At 61.1% G+C, this 12,782-nt stretch carries 20 protein-coding genes and 1 pseudogene; 13 read left to right on the top strand and 8 right to left on the bottom strand.

Annotated elements, in window-relative coordinates; translation table 11 throughout:
• Window positions 1–590 precede the first annotated feature (590 nt).
• The 7 genes from FHS82_RS05090 to FHS82_RS21475 form a co-directional block, all read right to left on the bottom strand.
• Complete coding sequence (locus FHS82_RS05090) at window positions 591–764, bottom strand: hypothetical protein (RefSeq protein WP_166949480.1); 174 nt, start codon at window positions 762–764, stop codon at window positions 591–593.
• Between the two features lie 90 nt (window positions 765–854).
• Entirely contained in the window at window positions 855–1,211 is a 357-nt protein-coding gene (locus FHS82_RS05085; protein ID WP_166949477.1) for a RusA family crossover junction endodeoxyribonuclease, read from the bottom strand.
• Window positions 1,208–1,711: a helix-turn-helix domain-containing protein gene (locus FHS82_RS05080; protein WP_166949474.1), complete on the bottom strand. Its 504-nt coding sequence runs from the start codon at window positions 1,709–1,711 to the stop codon at window positions 1,208–1,210. The genes FHS82_RS05085 and FHS82_RS05080 overlap by 4 nt, the downstream gene beginning before the upstream one ends.
• Complete coding sequence (locus FHS82_RS05075) at window positions 1,704–2,129, bottom strand: hypothetical protein (protein ID WP_166949470.1); 426 nt, start codon at window positions 2,127–2,129, stop codon at window positions 1,704–1,706. Before FHS82_RS05075 ends, FHS82_RS05080 begins: the two co-directional genes overlap by 8 nt.
• A complete protein-coding gene (locus FHS82_RS05070; RefSeq protein WP_166949468.1) occupies window positions 2,129–2,611 on the bottom strand; it encodes a hypothetical protein in 483 nt (160 codons plus the stop codon). The genes FHS82_RS05075 and FHS82_RS05070 overlap by 1 nt, the downstream gene beginning before the upstream one ends.
• Complete coding sequence (locus FHS82_RS05065) at window positions 2,571–2,903, bottom strand: hypothetical protein (RefSeq protein WP_166949466.1); 333 nt, start codon at window positions 2,901–2,903, stop codon at window positions 2,571–2,573. Before FHS82_RS05065 ends, FHS82_RS05070 begins: the two co-directional genes overlap by 41 nt.
• Window positions 2,900–3,121 carry a helix-turn-helix domain-containing protein gene (locus FHS82_RS21475; protein ID WP_166949464.1) on the bottom strand — a complete coding sequence of 74 codons (222 nt, stop codon included), beginning with the start codon at window positions 3,119–3,121 and terminating at the stop codon, window positions 2,900–2,902. The genes FHS82_RS05065 and FHS82_RS21475 overlap by 4 nt, the downstream gene beginning before the upstream one ends.
• 95 nt (window positions 3,122–3,216) lie before the next feature.
• Here FHS82_RS21475 and FHS82_RS05055 point away from each other — a divergent pair, with 95 nt between their 5' ends.
• The 4 genes from FHS82_RS05055 (at window position 3,217) to FHS82_RS05040 (ending at window position 5,146) form a co-directional block, all read left to right on the top strand.
• Window positions 3,217–3,795: a helix-turn-helix domain-containing protein gene (locus tag FHS82_RS05055; RefSeq protein ID WP_166949462.1), complete on the top strand. Its 579-nt coding sequence runs from the start codon at window positions 3,217–3,219 to the stop codon at window positions 3,793–3,795.
• A gap of 125 nt (window positions 3,796–3,920) precedes the next feature.
• On the top strand, window positions 3,921–4,295 hold the full coding sequence (locus FHS82_RS05050) for a hypothetical protein (protein ID WP_166949460.1): 375 nt from the start codon (window positions 3,921–3,923) through the stop codon (window positions 4,293–4,295).
• Between the two features lie 91 nt (window positions 4,296–4,386).
• The gene (locus FHS82_RS05045) at window positions 4,387–4,668 is read left to right on the top strand and encodes a hypothetical protein (protein ID WP_166949458.1); all 282 of its coding nucleotides are present in this window, start codon (window positions 4,387–4,389) and stop codon (window positions 4,666–4,668) included.
• Window positions 4,661–5,146 (top strand): hypothetical protein, encoded by a 486-nt coding sequence (locus tag FHS82_RS05040; protein ID WP_208394098.1) that lies wholly within the window; start codon window positions 4,661–4,663, stop codon window positions 5,144–5,146. The genes FHS82_RS05045 and FHS82_RS05040 overlap by 8 nt, the downstream gene beginning before the upstream one ends.
• Here the strand turns inward: FHS82_RS05040 and FHS82_RS05035 are convergent.
• Entirely contained in the window at window positions 5,143–6,240 is a 1,098-nt protein-coding gene (locus tag FHS82_RS05035; protein ID WP_166949454.1) for a hypothetical protein, read from the bottom strand. The two genes, FHS82_RS05040 and FHS82_RS05035, sit on opposite strands and share 4 nt — an antisense overlap.
• Before the next feature lie 404 nt (window positions 6,241–6,644).
• Between FHS82_RS05035 and FHS82_RS05030 the strand changes: the two genes are divergently transcribed.
• The 9 genes and pseudogenes from FHS82_RS05030 to FHS82_RS21055 form a co-directional block, all read left to right on the top strand.
• Complete coding sequence (locus tag FHS82_RS05030; RefSeq protein ID WP_208394097.1) at window positions 6,645–8,027, top strand: DUF7666 domain-containing protein; 1,383 nt, start codon at window positions 6,645–6,647, stop codon at window positions 8,025–8,027.
• A 104-nt stretch (window positions 8,028–8,131) separates the two neighbouring features.
• Window positions 8,132–8,452 (top strand): hypothetical protein, encoded by a 321-nt coding sequence (locus FHS82_RS05025; RefSeq protein WP_166949452.1) that lies wholly within the window; start codon window positions 8,132–8,134, stop codon window positions 8,450–8,452.
• Window positions 8,452–8,679: a hypothetical protein gene (locus FHS82_RS05020; RefSeq protein ID WP_166949450.1), complete on the top strand. Its 228-nt coding sequence runs from the start codon at window positions 8,452–8,454 to the stop codon at window positions 8,677–8,679. Before FHS82_RS05025 ends, FHS82_RS05020 begins: the two co-directional genes overlap by 1 nt.
• Entirely contained in the window at window positions 8,676–9,143 is a 468-nt protein-coding gene (locus FHS82_RS05015; protein WP_166949448.1) for a hypothetical protein, read from the top strand. Before FHS82_RS05020 ends, FHS82_RS05015 begins: the two co-directional genes overlap by 4 nt.
• Window positions 9,144–9,252: 109 nt before the next feature.
• A complete protein-coding gene (locus FHS82_RS05010; protein ID WP_166949446.1) occupies window positions 9,253–10,005 on the top strand; it encodes a hypothetical protein in 753 nt (250 codons plus the stop codon).
• 2 nt (window positions 10,006–10,007) lie between these two features.
• Window positions 10,008–11,171, top strand: a complete 1,164-nt coding sequence (locus FHS82_RS05005; protein ID WP_166949444.1) for an ATP-binding protein — start codon at window positions 10,008–10,010, stop codon at window positions 11,169–11,171.
• Entirely contained in the window at window positions 11,171–11,641 is a 471-nt protein-coding gene (locus tag FHS82_RS05000) for a DUF1367 family protein (protein ID WP_166949442.1), read from the top strand. Before FHS82_RS05005 ends, FHS82_RS05000 begins: the two co-directional genes overlap by 1 nt.
• Window positions 11,642–11,927: 286 nt before the next feature.
• The gene (locus tag FHS82_RS04995) at window positions 11,928–12,350 is read left to right on the top strand and encodes an HNH endonuclease (protein WP_166949440.1); all 423 of its coding nucleotides are present in this window, start codon (window positions 11,928–11,930) and stop codon (window positions 12,348–12,350) included.
• Window positions 12,340–12,522: pseudogene (locus FHS82_RS21055) on the top strand (DUF2312 domain-containing protein); the annotation flags it as partial. The gene FHS82_RS04995 and the pseudogene FHS82_RS21055, both read left to right, overlap by 11 nt.
• Window positions 12,523–12,782 lie beyond the last annotated feature (260 nt).

Here is a 12,782-nt window from a genome sequence, read left to right as displayed (position 1 = left end):
CTCATCCCGTTTTCTGACGCCATTTCCGCCCTGCTGCTTCGGCGTTGCCCAACGGCAGTTTCCGGGGCGGTAGCCCCCGTCCCCGTCTGGCCACCTATCGATAGAGTGACTTGCTGACGGCCTCGGACCCATGTCGGCTAGAAAGCAATCGAATCCCGCGTTTTCGCCGTCTCCCCGGAGCCACCGCTCACACACGGAAATGCCACGGCCGCCGTAGAGGTGGTAGCTGGTCGCGTTCGGGTTATTGCACCGGCTGAGCATTGCCCGGTAAGATCGGTACTCGCCAGAATGGGCGCGTCGAACAGCATGGCCATGCTTAAAGGATCGATCAACAGCCATCTTCGCGGCGATCTCGCGCTTCAAACACCCACATGACTGTATTTGCCCAGAAGTAAGATTACCGGACGTCACAACCTTTGTATTCCCGCATTCGCATTTGCAAATCCATTGGGCTTTTCCAGCGGGCGTGCGGCCGACAATGCTTATGGGCTTCAGTCTGCCAAATGCGCTAGAGCTAAGGTCTTTCGCGCGCTTGCTGGCGGCCTTCGGGCGGGCACGTTCCGTGACTGCGTTTCCTGCGTCAATGGCGCTCATGCTGGCACCCACGATTGCGACGCGCCGGGGATCAGGCCGTCTTCCTGCGCCAGGATGCGACCCTTCACCACCAACTCAGCAAAATCGATGTCGGCGACCCGCCGGCCAGATGGGAGCGCGGTGATGCGGCGGCCGTTCACGGCCCTTTCGTCATCGACGAACTCGATCATGATGAAGCCCCCCCCCTGTTATCAGGCCCAGTGCTCTGGAGGCTGGAACTGACAGGCGCGCGGGGTCTTCGCGGACGGGAATGCGCTCGGTCATGCCGCGTCCTCCGATACCGTGACAACGACAGCCCCGTGCGTGACGGGCTCGCCGCGCGATATGCTGTAGGTCCACTTGCTGTCGTCTATGCCGGTAGCATCAGCGATGCCGTCTAAGCTTGATTTTGCGCGACTGAGAGCGTTGTCACTATCGTAGGGGCGCCAGTTCGGCGCGTGGAACACGATGTTGACGTGCATCCTATCCCAGGGCAGCTTGCGGACACCGGCGGCGATGCACGCGAGATGGGCGTCGTGCCGCGCCTGCCTCGCGGCGCGGGCTTTCTCGCTCCAATGGGGGCGCGAGTTTGGCGATAGGGCGGGCGGCGGCCATGGCAATGTGACGGTGAGGCTCATACCGCCACCTCTCCTTTTTCAATCAGTGACTTGATGCGGCGGACCCCGTAGAAGACCGTGGACGGGTCTCGCCCGCCCAAGAAGCTGCCTATCTGGGGGTTGGACCATCGGCCCTCTTGCGCGAGCCGGTACATCGCCATTTGCGCGGCGCGGGCAACGTTACCGTGCCGGTGTTTGCGCAGGATGGATGAGAGCGGCACGCGGAACTTGACGGATACCTCGCGGACAATCTCCTTCGCGCGCGGCGGTGCCGTCCAAATGTTAGACTGATGCTCGGCCTCGAAAGCGCGGTCGAGCATTTCGGCGTGGTGCTTGACGATAGCCGTCCGCTCGCGGAGCATTTCGATCCGGGCTTTTCTGACGACGCAGTCAATGGTGTACGCGGAAACGTGCAGTGCAGGCGCGATGACGCTGACGGGGACACCATCGCGATAGGCAGCAATCGCTGCTTCGCTGCACGCCGGGGACAGGCGCGCAAGCTCGCCGCTCCTATCATCCATGGCGGGCGCCTCCGTAGAGAGATGAGAGGTACGGCAATGACACGCCGTTACGGTTGGTGTGCACGCGGATGCCTAGCTCCGCAGCTAGAGACGGCGCGGTGGCGCACGGACGCGCAACCGGCGCCACTGGCTTCGGTGGCGGCACGGCCTTCTGTCGCGCCGACCGCGCTGCGGTCTGAGTGTTATTTGCAGCGATACGCGCCAGCACCGCGATATGAATGTCTGCGTCCGGGCTGCGCGTTGATGCTTGGTTTCTTGCCCCCGTCCGGATGCCGGCCTCGCTCAGTTTGATTTCGACGCGGCCGATGCAGATGCCGAGTGCAGCAGCGACCTCGCGGACGGTAATGCCCGCGTATCGTGCAGCCGCGATGGCCTCCAACACCTCGGCGCTCCAGTCTAGGGGCCGCTTAGTGGCCATCAGGCGGCCTCCCGACGATCCACGGCGCTATCCACGCCGCAAAGCCTGTCAAGGCGTACGATAAGCTCAACAAGTAGCCCGCGAATCTCGTCCGTGTCCGAAACAACGGCGGTCGCGAGTGTGGCGGAAAGGGCGGCGGTAGACCGCTGGAATTTGGCACGGGCTTGGTCCTCAAGCTGTTTGTCACGCGCCGCAGCTGCCACAACCGCTTTGGCGGTCGCCGTGCGACGACGCTCGTCGCGCGCTGCCCGGACGCTATCGACGATAAGCGACCCGGGATTTTGCGCCTCGCAATAGAAAAGGGACTTCGCGGATCGAAATGAAATGCCTGCCGCGCGCGCAGCCCGTTCCAGAAACCGCTTGTTCTTCTCGCCGGGCTGCTGCTCGCCAAGCTCGATAACAGCGTTTTTCATCTCGACCGCCAACGCAGACGCGGACACTTCAAACTTCCTTTCCAATTTGGTGGACGTAATTTCCGGCATACTGGAACGCTCCTATGCAACTCTGGTCTTGCGAAGACGAATTGCTGAGGGAAGTTTCAGGATGAACGGACAGGACCGGGACGACATCGCCGACGATGACAACATCATCTTTCTGGGAGACATCGCCCGCGAGAGCGTCGCCCTCGCCTACATCAGGCTTAACCAACGCAAACGAGCGCGCGCCCGAGAAGAAAGAGCCGCGCCCCGCCGGATCGAGATACGAGAGGAACGCAGTCCCCTCGATCCAATCAAGCCAAGGCGCGGCAGGTGAAGCGGGCTCCATCCGGGTCATGGCTCAGCTCCGGATGAAGGGGTCCGCTCGGGGGAAGGGGAGAAATCATCGAACGTCACTGCACCGTCCGTTGCGGTACGGATGCGCCGTAGGTGATCAGGGCGAGGGACTCGCGCTCCACGCGCCCACTTGCCAACAGCGAACGCCGAGACGCCTATCGCCGTGGCGAACGCCTCATACGTGAGGCCGCGTGATTTGAGGTACGTTGATAATCTCATGGGACGTACAGTGCCCCAAATGGGCACTAACGTCAACTGGAAAGGTGCCCATCTGGTTCACTATCAATTGTGCCCAAATTGGGCGTATTGGGGGCATGGCGAACAATCTGAAGTCATTGAGGAAAAAGCACGGCCTTACCCAACCGGAACTCGCGGGGCGGATGGGCACGACTAAGAACCAGCTTATCAAACTGGAGAAGGGCGACAGGCGGCTTGATCAGCAATGGATTGAGAGAGCTGCCGAAGCCCTTGGTGAGCCACCAGAGGCAATAATTGGTGAAGGGCCGATCGAGGCTCCGGTTGTCGGGTACGTCGGCGCGGGGACCGGTGCGCATTTCTACGATACGACGCAGGGCCCGCTCGATGTTGTCGAAGCACCGGAAGGGTCAAGCCCGCTGACTGTGGCGGTCGAAATCAGGGGCGACAGCCTCGGCCCATTCTTTGATGGTTGGTACGTCTTCTACGATGACGTTCGCTCCGAGGTGACGCCCGACCTGATAGGCGAAATATGCGTAGTCGGCCTTCCAGACGGGAAAATCCTCGTCAAGAAAATCCAAGCGGCATCAACACGCGGGCGCTATCATCTACTAGGCCAGTTTGGCGAGCCGATCCTTGATTCAGAGGTCGCTTGGGCGGCAAAGGTGATCAATTTCGGCAGGGGGCGACGGAGATGATTGATCGCGTCGCCGCCCGCACGTCACGGATGTAGAGCGAATCCATCGCCAGTGTTGCAGCTAAGCTATAGCAGATTTCCCCGGCGGTAGTTAGCCTATTAGCGGACTATCGCTATGGGGGCATCATGCGTAAATTCGTCACTATCGCGCTCTGCGGAGCGTTAACTGCTTGTGCGTCAAAATCGTCAGACATTCGCGCAAGCTATGTTTCACCGATCCAGTATCAATCCTATACTTGCCAGCAGCTCGCCGAAGAAGCGTCCCGCGTCTCCGCGCGCGCATCAGAGGTTGCCGGCACCCAGGATTCTGCACGGTCGAACGATGCGGCGATGACGGCGGTTGCTGTCGTAATTTTCTGGCCGGCCCTATTTGCTCTCAAGGGCGATAAGCAGACAGCGGCGGAGCTTGGACGCCTCAAAGGCGAGCTTGACGCTATCGAGCAAGCGTCAATTCGGAAAAACTGCAACATCAAGTTCCAGAAAGCCCCGCCGGCGACGTGATAGCATCATCTGGCAGCTGTCGCGCGCGGCGGTAAGGTCGCCGCGCGCTGGCGCTATCGGTTTCGGTTTACTGTGTTTTGAGGGGGGCAGCATGAACGACGATCTGACATTCGAGGATGTGCAAGCGTTCATCGCTGATCGCGGCGGCGCGAATCCATGCGAAGCTTGCGGCACACAAGACTGGATCGTTTCGCTTAGTTTTGGCGATAAGGGGCACATGCCGATCATTGCCAGCATCGACCCTGCTGCGTTAAGCCTGTTCGGCGCAGCCATGTTGCCTGTCGTCGCGCTCTCGTGCAAGCATTGCGGCAACATACGGCTGCTGTCTCGCCCGACGATAGCTAGGTGGAAGTCGGAGAAGGCCAATGGCTAATCTGGGCGGGGGCCACCTGCGGTTGGCCCATAGCAATGATTCGACTGAAGTGCTATATAATAAAGGTCGCGGTCCGGGCGGCACCGGAGGCGATGGAGGCGGAACGTCGGACCCAATGGAAGCGCGGGTTGCATCACTGGAGGCGAAATTCGAGCGCGTAGACGTGAAGCTCGACGCGATCAGCCGCGACCTTGAGGGTCTGCGGTCGCTGCCAGAGCGTGTAGCGCATATTGAGGGCAAGATTTCCAGCATGCCCAGCACCGGCGCGATGGTGTTCGCTATTGTCACGACCGGGCTTGCAATGATTGCAATTGTCTTTGCTGTTCTCGCTTTCGCCGGCGATAGATTTGAAGGTGGCATCGGCCTTTCAGCAATCAGGATCGAGCAGGCCGAGCGCGACAGAGAGCGTGACGAAACCATCAAGCAAATTCTACAGCGCCTGCCTTCATTGCCGGTATCGCCCACCAACACCCCCTAACCCAGCCCGCTTCGGCGGGCTTTTGTTGGCGACTCAGCAGCGGCATATGGTATGCACCAGTCGGGATCGACAATCTGCGGAACATCGTCAACGCCACCGGTGCAGATCGTGAAGTCATGGCTGATTTCGTTGTGGCCTTCGGCGACAATCACGATCCTGCATGAAATTTGCTTATTGCGGCCGATTAGTCGTTTGACATAACGGTCTCGCCCGGCCTGGTCCAAGTCGTCTAGAGCCTGTAATTTCGTATCAGCAGTAGGCTCCCCCCAGAACGCCCCGATATGGGGGCGCGTGTGCAATACGATGAATGGGCGCTCGACGCCGGACGCGAGCACTTCCTCAGATTCGAAAATCTGCAATGCGAAGTTTCCATTTTGCCCCTTCCGCTGCCAAAGCACCTCTATCCGCTGAATGTGGACGGCCTTTGTGACCTTAACGGTTGCGCGAAGCACTCTCGTTCCGTCGCCGATTGATGGGCTTTCGCTCACAAAGCCAAACAGGGACAGTGACACACTCCCCCATGGAGCTGGAGTGAGGTCAGTATTGCCTCGAAGAAGCCTTTCGGCAGTCGCCTTCGCTTCCTGTAGATGGCCGGCCTTCCCGAGTATCGCAACGCTCTCTAGGAAGCCAAGCGCTCGCTGGTAATCAATGGACAGACTGCCGCCGCCATCCTCTAGGGGGACGGGTATGCCATATCGTTTGAGATTCAGGAGATGGCTTGATAGTCGCAGAGCCTCTGGCGAGCCGCGATTAACGCTGTCGCGAGATCGGCTGCGGTTAACCATCTTTGCGTCAGCGGCGAAGACGAGTGCCCGGTTCGAATCCATTTTAAGGTCATTTAGAGATGGAATTAACGGCGCATCTGCCGCGACAACGGGCGGTGGCGATGTGGCCTCGTTCGGCGTCGGGGGTTCTGCAAGCGCTCTCCCCAGCCTGTACCCGGCATAAAGAACCAGTGCAAAAACAGCGACCTCAATCGCCGTCCCGCCAATCAGCGGCCAAGGGAGGGAGGATGAAGCAGATGCCACCATCCTCTTAAACCACCCGTCCAAGCCAAGCGCTTCCAGAAACCACGTCCCCGGCGTCGTGTTCATGAAGGCAGCCGCTAATGCGCTGACGGCGAGGAGCCATCGCACAGGCCGGGGCAGTCGAGACAGAAAGCGATTCGTCATACATCGATCTTGCCCGACGCGCTTTAGCTTGTGGAGTCATTGCTTGCCTTAATGGGGGCCAGCAGGCGGGTCGGTTGCCGCCGACCCGCTCTGCTCCCCTTCCTGTTCTGACGCCGGAAGCCCCTCCTGCGGCTGCTAGCACCCGGAAGGCTTCTTGTTTGAGGCCGTGCGAGACCCGCCCTCACACTCTTATACCCCATGAGGGAGGGAGGGGCGATGAAAAAATTCTAAAAGTGCCCAAATAGGGCTTTACATAAGTGCCCATATCGGGCACTATCTCCTCATAGCCGAACGACAGCGCACCGCGCACCGGCAGGGAGACACCGATGAACGCCCTCACAAGCAACGCCGATTTCGCCGAAGCCAGGACGAACGACATCCTTGCGCGCGTCGAGGCTGGTGACGCGGCGGTTGAGGCGCTCATGGCCGCTGTCAGCGCGGATGCTGAACGGGTTCGTACAGGCAACGCCCGCTGGCGCATGGCGGAGATGGTCAGGTTCCATGGCCGTTCCACCGTCGAGCAATGGGCGCGCGATGAGTTCGGCGTCGAGACGGCTGAGGTCGGCAAAGACGGCTCGCTCTACCTTCTCGATGAGCCTGTCATCAGCAGATACGCGACCACCGATGAGCTGGAAGGCTTTGTCGAGTGGATCGCTGAGGCTTACGGCGATTACCGCGAAATTCCCCCAATCCCACAAGGCCGCCGCCTGATCGGCACCACAGCGCAATCCGCGCGGGAGATATCCATGTCCGAAACGATTTCCACGCAACCCGATGAAGCCTCCGCCGATGTGGCGGAAGCGATCAAGGGCTTCGACGCCGATTTCAGTGCCAACGGCCGAACCTTTGAGATCGGCAAAACCGAGACGATCGACGGCGAGCTGACTGAGTTCGACGACGGATTTGACGCCGTGCCCGCCGATGAGCACCCCCTGACCGTATTCGACCGCGTTGCGCCTGCTGGTGCCCGGTACGCGGTTGTTATCCAAGGTGGTGCAACCATTCGCGAAGACGGCTGGATCGCCTCCGCATCGGTCACCGTAAACGCTGAATCGCCTATTGCCGGGCTAGTTGGGCGCGCAGTCAAATGGGTTTTTGACAGGTCAAAACCGGAAGAGGGGTCTCAGGCCACCGGCGATCAGGGTGCAGCGTCGGCCACCGGCGATCAGGGTGCAGCGTCGGCCACCGGCGATCAGGGTGCAGCGTCGGCCACCGGCGATCAGGGTGCAGCGTCGGCCACCGGCTGGCAGGGTGCAGCGTCGGCCACCGGCGATCAGGGTGCAGCGTCGGCCACCGGCTGGCAGGGTGCAGCGTCGGCCACCGGCGTGCGGGGTGCAGCGTCGGCCACCGGCTGGCAGGGTGCAGCGTCGGCCACCGGCGTGCGGGGTGCAGCGTCGGCCACCGGCGTGCGGGGTGCAGCGTCGGCCACCGGCGTGCAGGGTGCAGCGTCGGCCACCGGCGATCAGGGTGCAGCGTCGGCCACCGGCTGGCAGGGTGCAGCGTCGGCCACCGGCGTGCGGGGTGCAGCGCTTGCATCTGGATACCAAGGCCGCGTGCTCGGCAAAACCGGAAACGCCCTTTTCCTGGTCGAGCGCAACGACGACTACGAGATTATCGCCGTCTGGGCCGGCATCGTCGGGCGCGACGGCATCAAAGCGGATGCCTGGTACACGCTTCGCGATGGCAAGCCTGTCGAAGTCGAGGCGTGAGGGCGGCCCATGTCCAGCACACCCACATCACAACGTTTCACTTTCTTATACGCCATGCTCGCGCCGCTTCTCGCTGCGCTCTGGCTCATCCGGGAGTATATCCTTTGACCCGCCCCCTTTTCGCAAGTCTTGCTGATGTACACGATGGCTCCGCGCCAATCAGCGGCCCCGACACGCATCTTGCTTTCGAGGCCATGCGTCACCCACTGGAGCGCGCCGTCAGCCTGATAGGCGGCGTTGCCCGCAAGTCCACCGACAGTGATGCGCGCCTAGAGGCAATCGATGTCGAGATGCACCTTCGCCTTGCCCTCGCACGTGTCGAGCGATCCGCCGAAATCCTCGCTGGCCGCTACATGGCGGACCACGATGACGGATCGGATATCGCCCGCAACGCGGTGATCGCCGCTGATATGGAGGCTGCGTAATGGCCTCCCCATCCCCCGCCACGCTCGCGGCTCATATCGAGATACGCGCGCAGTCTCTGGTCGAAATGGACATCGACCTTTCTGATGATGCTGCGTGCATTGTCCACCTATACGCCATGAACCTTGGGCCAATTGGTATCTCGTCTGATGTCATCTGGCTCTATGAAAAGATCATCTCTCGCGCGGAAGAACTCCGTGGCGAATGGACAGTGGAGTTAGCCGCATGACCATCATCCGCGCTGGCGACATCGTTCGCCTTGAAGGTCCCGTAAAATACGGCCGGGAAATCACCGGCTATGACGAAATCGTTTTGGATATCGGAGGGCGCACTGTCCGCGTGCCGGAGTCCAGCGTGACCGTGATTGTGCCCCGGTTTGAGATTGGGGAATCCGTCTACGACAGGTCTGGCGATATTGTCGGCGTCGTGCTCGGTGTCGCGGGGGACAAAGTGTGGGTCAAATCGACCGCCGGTGTCTTCGACACGTGGAGGGCCTGGAGCCTCCGCCGCGCAACTGAAGAAGATGACGCTGCAGTCGCTGCCACCCCGACGCTTATCGAAACGCCCCCGCCCCCGCCCCCGCCCCCGGCTCCGCCGTATGTCGTCACTACGGCTGAGCTGCGCACAGGCGGCGCGCTCGCGGATCGGCTGCCCGATCTGCCGCATCTGGCCGATGCTCTCGCGGACGCATGACATGGCCGAGGCAATATTCGCGATCACCCAAGCCATTGTTTATTTCGGCCCTACCTCGATTTGCCTGTTTTTCGCAGCGCGCAATGCGCCACGCTGAATGGAGATAGCCATGTCCGCCGCTGAAACGTTGCCGCCGCGAACGCACAACAACCCTCCCGAACCTATCGAGATGATCAAGCCTATCGTGGCCGGCATCTCGGCGTGGCTTGCGGAGCATCCTGTCATCGAGGATCAGGTATCGGCATCGAAAGCTGCCGCCCTGATTGACACGGTGAATAAACACCTTGCCGACCTTGAAGATGATCGGACCGAGCGCGTTCGGCCTCTAAACGCTGAGGTGAAGGCGATAAACGCATCGTACAAGGCGGCAAGTAGCCCGCTCAATGGTCTCAAGGACGATCTGAAATCCCGCGCCACGGCCTATGCACGAGCCGAGGAAGATAGGCGGCGCAAAGAGGCCGAACAGGCCCGGCTCGCCGCAGAGGAAGCCGCTCGCAAGGCCCGCGAGGCAGAGCTTGCCGAGATAGAAGCCCGCGACAATGCGGCTCAAGGCGAGATCGGTGTGGATATCGGGGCGGCGGTTCTGGACGCCGACGCTGCCGCCCGTGACGCGGCGCGCGCCGAGCGTGCCGCGAACATCGCGGAGCGGGGTGCGCATGTCCGCATGAAGTCTGGCAATGCACGTGCGCTCTCGCTCCGCACCGTGCTTGTTTTCGAGGTTACCGATCCTGTAGCGGCTATGATCGACCTGCCTCTCACGGATGCAATACGGGACGCGATCATCAGTGCCGCTCGCATTTACCACAAAGAACACGGAAAACCGCCGGCAGGCGTGACCGCTACCGAAGATCGGAGGGTGTAGCCATGGCCCTGAAGGTCACCACTGCCACCGACGTCATCAAGGTCGATACCCTGTGCTTCACAGTGTACGCGCAGCCCGGCTTGGGCAAGACCAGCCTTGCCTTTACGGCGCCGCGGCCGTTGCTGCTCGACTTCGACAAGGGCGCGCACCGGGCCGTGGATCGCAAAGATACGGTGCAAGTCTCGCAATGGTCCGATGTAGCGGGCATCACGGCATCTGACGTCGCCAGTTACGACACTATTGTCATCGACACGGTTGGCAAGGCGATCGACACGCTGGCGCAGGACATCATCCGCAGTAACTCCCGTCTGTCGCACGGCGGGGCGCTCAGTCAGCAGGGCTGGGGGCAGTTGGGCGTCCGGTTCTCCGCATTCCTCAAGCTGCTACGCGGGTTCGGCAAGGACGTTATCCTCATCGCCCATATGGATGAGCAAAAAGACGGTGACGTCACCAAGGAGCGTCTGAAAATCCCTGGCGGATCAAAAGATTTGATCCTAACCGATAGCGACGTTATCGCTCGCGTCTCAATAATCGGCAGGCAGCGGTATCTCGTGTTTTCGCCCACGGAGACGGCGTTTGGGAAAGATCCTGCCGAGATTGGCGAGGCCACTATTCCAGACACGGGGTCTCCTGAATATTCGGCATTCATCGCCGGCATCATCGCCCGGATCAAGGGCCGGTTGAACGCTCTTTCGGAGGCGCAGGCGGCGCACAAGGCAGAGACGGAATGGTTCGCGGAGAACCTGCCAAAGCTTGTATCTGCCGAGCAGATTAACGGCGTTCTCGCGCGAGCGAAGGCAGCTGGGCGTGATGTCGCCAAGCTCGTTGCCGAGCGCGCGAAGACGCTGGGGATGACCTTCAACAAGGACGGCGGCGAGTACATCGTTCCGAAGGCCGAAAAACCAGATGAGAAGCCGCAGGGCACGGAGCGGACGGCGGAGCCTCGCGATCCGGAGCCCGGGGAGAAGGGCATCAAGGCTATGCTGCTGTTCGCCATCGGCCTCGCGGTGACGGAAGACGATCTGAACGATTGGTACAAGGACAGCAAGACGCAGGCGGAACTTGATGAGCTTGAGCCTGTCGATATTGAGGATGTACGCAAGGCATGGTCTGCACGCAGGAACGCCCTTTGCGCCTCCGCGCAAGGGCATCAGGAGGCAGCGTGATGGGCGATCTAGACGCTAGGTGTTTCACGAAGCGCGGCAACTCCCTAGTGCCGAGCGATGTGATGTCCGACGAGCTGATGGCGCAGATCAAGGACGGCCGAGATGTTCTCGTCACCCTGCGTCGTGCGCGGAACCCGAAGCACCACCGGCTGCTATTTGCCGCCCTGCGCAAGGTCGTCGACAACACGGATCGCTGGCCGAGCGAGGATGTGCTTCTTGACGAGCTAAAGCTCGCCACTGGTCTCGCCGAGGTGCGCGTCAACCTTCTCACCGGCAAGCCCTATGCTGTGCCGGCCAGCATTAGCTTTGCCGCGATGGATCAGACTCGTTTCGGCGAGTGGTTCGCCCGCGCCACGGTGGCGCTCGCACAGGCTATCGGCGTCGAGCATCTGGAACTGCTCGCCGAAATCGCGGAGATGACCGCGCCGCGTGCACCGCCGGGGTCGCGAGACAGCGTGAGGGCGGCATGACGGACGCACTTACCGGCCCCATCTCGCCCGGAGAACGAGAGTGGTTCCCCGCCGAAGATTGGGACGCGGACAGCTACATTTACGACGGAAAGCGCGAGGCCTGGCTGGCCCTTATGATCGCGGCTCGGCCCGGAACAGGTGCGCTATCGCGTCTGATGAAGGAGATTTGGGCATCCGGTCGAACTGTCATTGTGCCCTGCCCTTTATATCAGATGCGCTCGATTTTGGAAGCTAAGGGGTTTTTACCAGTCGACAAAGACCCATGCTTGATTTTCGCGAGGGGGCCATGACCGGCTCCCCCACCAGCAGAAGCGTGCCGGAATGGATCGGAGCGTCACCGGATGCAGCTATCCCGGCAAGGGTCCGAGTAAGGGTCTTCGAGCGGCACGGGGGCATCTGCTACCGCACCGGCAGGAAGATAAGGGCCGGCGACAAATGGCAGGTCGACCACATCGTCGCGATCATCAACGGAGGCGAAAACCGAGAAAGCAATCTCGCCCCGATCCTCGATGATGCACACAAGGCCAAAACCGCCGAGGACGTGAAGATCAAGGCGAAGACTGCCCGCCTCAAGAAAGCCCATCTGGGCATCCGCGAGCCGAGCCGCATGCCCGGCAGCAAGAACAGCAAGATCAAGCGCAAGCTCAGCGGGCAGGTCGTTGACCGCGCAACGGGCGAGCCGATTGGAGGATTTAGACATGACCGTTGATATCGCAGATACCGGCGTTGCAACCGACGAGCTGAAAGCATTTGTGGAACGGATCGAGCGCCTCGAAGAAGAGAAGGCCGCCATCTCCGACGACATCAAGGAAGTCTACGCCGAGCTGAAGGGGCGCGGCTTCGACGCCAAGGCGATTCGCAAGATCGTTGCTCTGCGCAAGCCGGCCCGCGACACGATCATCACCGTAATCCGCGAGGCCGCGACAACCCAACAGGTCGGAACGCCCGCGTTCTGGAGCCACGTCGCCGGCGAACTCGGCGTCGACCGTGATCACCTGTCCGACCTCATAGACGAGTACGGGATTGTCGTGGCGGTCAGATTGCCGGAAAGAGAGGGCGCAGTATGAACGCGATCACAGCCCCAGAGCGTATCTGGGCGAAAGTCCGCGGCGCCATGCAGTCGTTCCCCAGCCTCGGCAGT

Source organism: Pseudochelatococcus lubricantis (assembly GCF_011762225.1).
GTDB lineage: Bacteria > Pseudomonadota > Alphaproteobacteria > Rhizobiales > Beijerinckiaceae > Pseudochelatococcus > Pseudochelatococcus lubricantis.
Note: the sequence above shows the minus strand (reverse complement) of the source record. Positions and strands in the feature narration are given on the sequence as shown.

Bases quoted from the DNA above. Each gene is read 5' to 3' on its own strand.
- FHS82_RS05090 (WP_166949480.1), bottom strand. From the start codon at position 764: ATGATCGAGTTCGTCGATGACGAAAGGGCCGTGAACGGCCGCCGCATC.
- FHS82_RS05085 (WP_166949477.1), bottom strand. From the start codon at position 1,211: ATGAGCCTCACCGTCACATTGCCATGGCCGCCGCCCGCCCTATCGCCA.
- FHS82_RS05080 (WP_166949474.1), bottom strand. From the start codon at position 1,711: ATGGATGATAGGAGCGGCGAGCTTGCGCGCCTGTCCCCGGCGTGCAGC.
- FHS82_RS05075 (WP_166949470.1), bottom strand. From the start codon at position 2,129: ATGGCCACTAAGCGGCCCCTAGACTGGAGCGCCGAGGTGTTGGAGGCC.
- FHS82_RS05070 (WP_166949468.1), bottom strand. From the start codon at position 2,611: ATGCCGGAAATTACGTCCACCAAATTGGAAAGGAAGTTTGAAGTGTCC.
- FHS82_RS05065 (WP_166949466.1), bottom strand. From the start codon at position 2,903: ATGACCCGGATGGAGCCCGCTTCACCTGCCGCGCCTTGGCTTGATTGG.
- FHS82_RS21475 (WP_166949464.1), bottom strand. From the start codon at position 3,121: ATGAGATTATCAACGTACCTCAAATCACGCGGCCTCACGTATGAGGCG.
- FHS82_RS05055 (WP_166949462.1), top strand. From the start codon at position 3,217: ATGGCGAACAATCTGAAGTCATTGAGGAAAAAGCACGGCCTTACCCAA.
- FHS82_RS05050 (WP_166949460.1), top strand. From the start codon at position 3,921: ATGCGTAAATTCGTCACTATCGCGCTCTGCGGAGCGTTAACTGCTTGT.
- FHS82_RS05045 (WP_166949458.1), top strand. From the start codon at position 4,387: ATGAACGACGATCTGACATTCGAGGATGTGCAAGCGTTCATCGCTGAT.
- FHS82_RS05040 (WP_208394098.1), top strand. From the start codon at position 4,661: ATGGCTAATCTGGGCGGGGGCCACCTGCGGTTGGCCCATAGCAATGAT.
- FHS82_RS05035 (WP_166949454.1), bottom strand. From the start codon at position 6,240: ATGAACACGACGCCGGGGACGTGGTTTCTGGAAGCGCTTGGCTTGGAC.
- FHS82_RS05030 (WP_208394097.1), top strand. From the start codon at position 6,645: ATGAACGCCCTCACAAGCAACGCCGATTTCGCCGAAGCCAGGACGAAC.
- FHS82_RS05020 (WP_166949450.1), top strand. From the start codon at position 8,452: ATGGCCTCCCCATCCCCCGCCACGCTCGCGGCTCATATCGAGATACGC.
- FHS82_RS05015 (WP_166949448.1), top strand. From the start codon at position 8,676: ATGACCATCATCCGCGCTGGCGACATCGTTCGCCTTGAAGGTCCCGTA.
- FHS82_RS05010 (WP_166949446.1), top strand. From the start codon at position 9,253: ATGTCCGCCGCTGAAACGTTGCCGCCGCGAACGCACAACAACCCTCCC.
- FHS82_RS05005 (WP_166949444.1), top strand. From the start codon at position 10,008: ATGGCCCTGAAGGTCACCACTGCCACCGACGTCATCAAGGTCGATACC.
- FHS82_RS05000 (WP_166949442.1), top strand. From the start codon at position 11,171: ATGGGCGATCTAGACGCTAGGTGTTTCACGAAGCGCGGCAACTCCCTA.
- FHS82_RS04995 (WP_166949440.1), top strand. From the start codon at position 11,928: ATGACCGGCTCCCCCACCAGCAGAAGCGTGCCGGAATGGATCGGAGCG.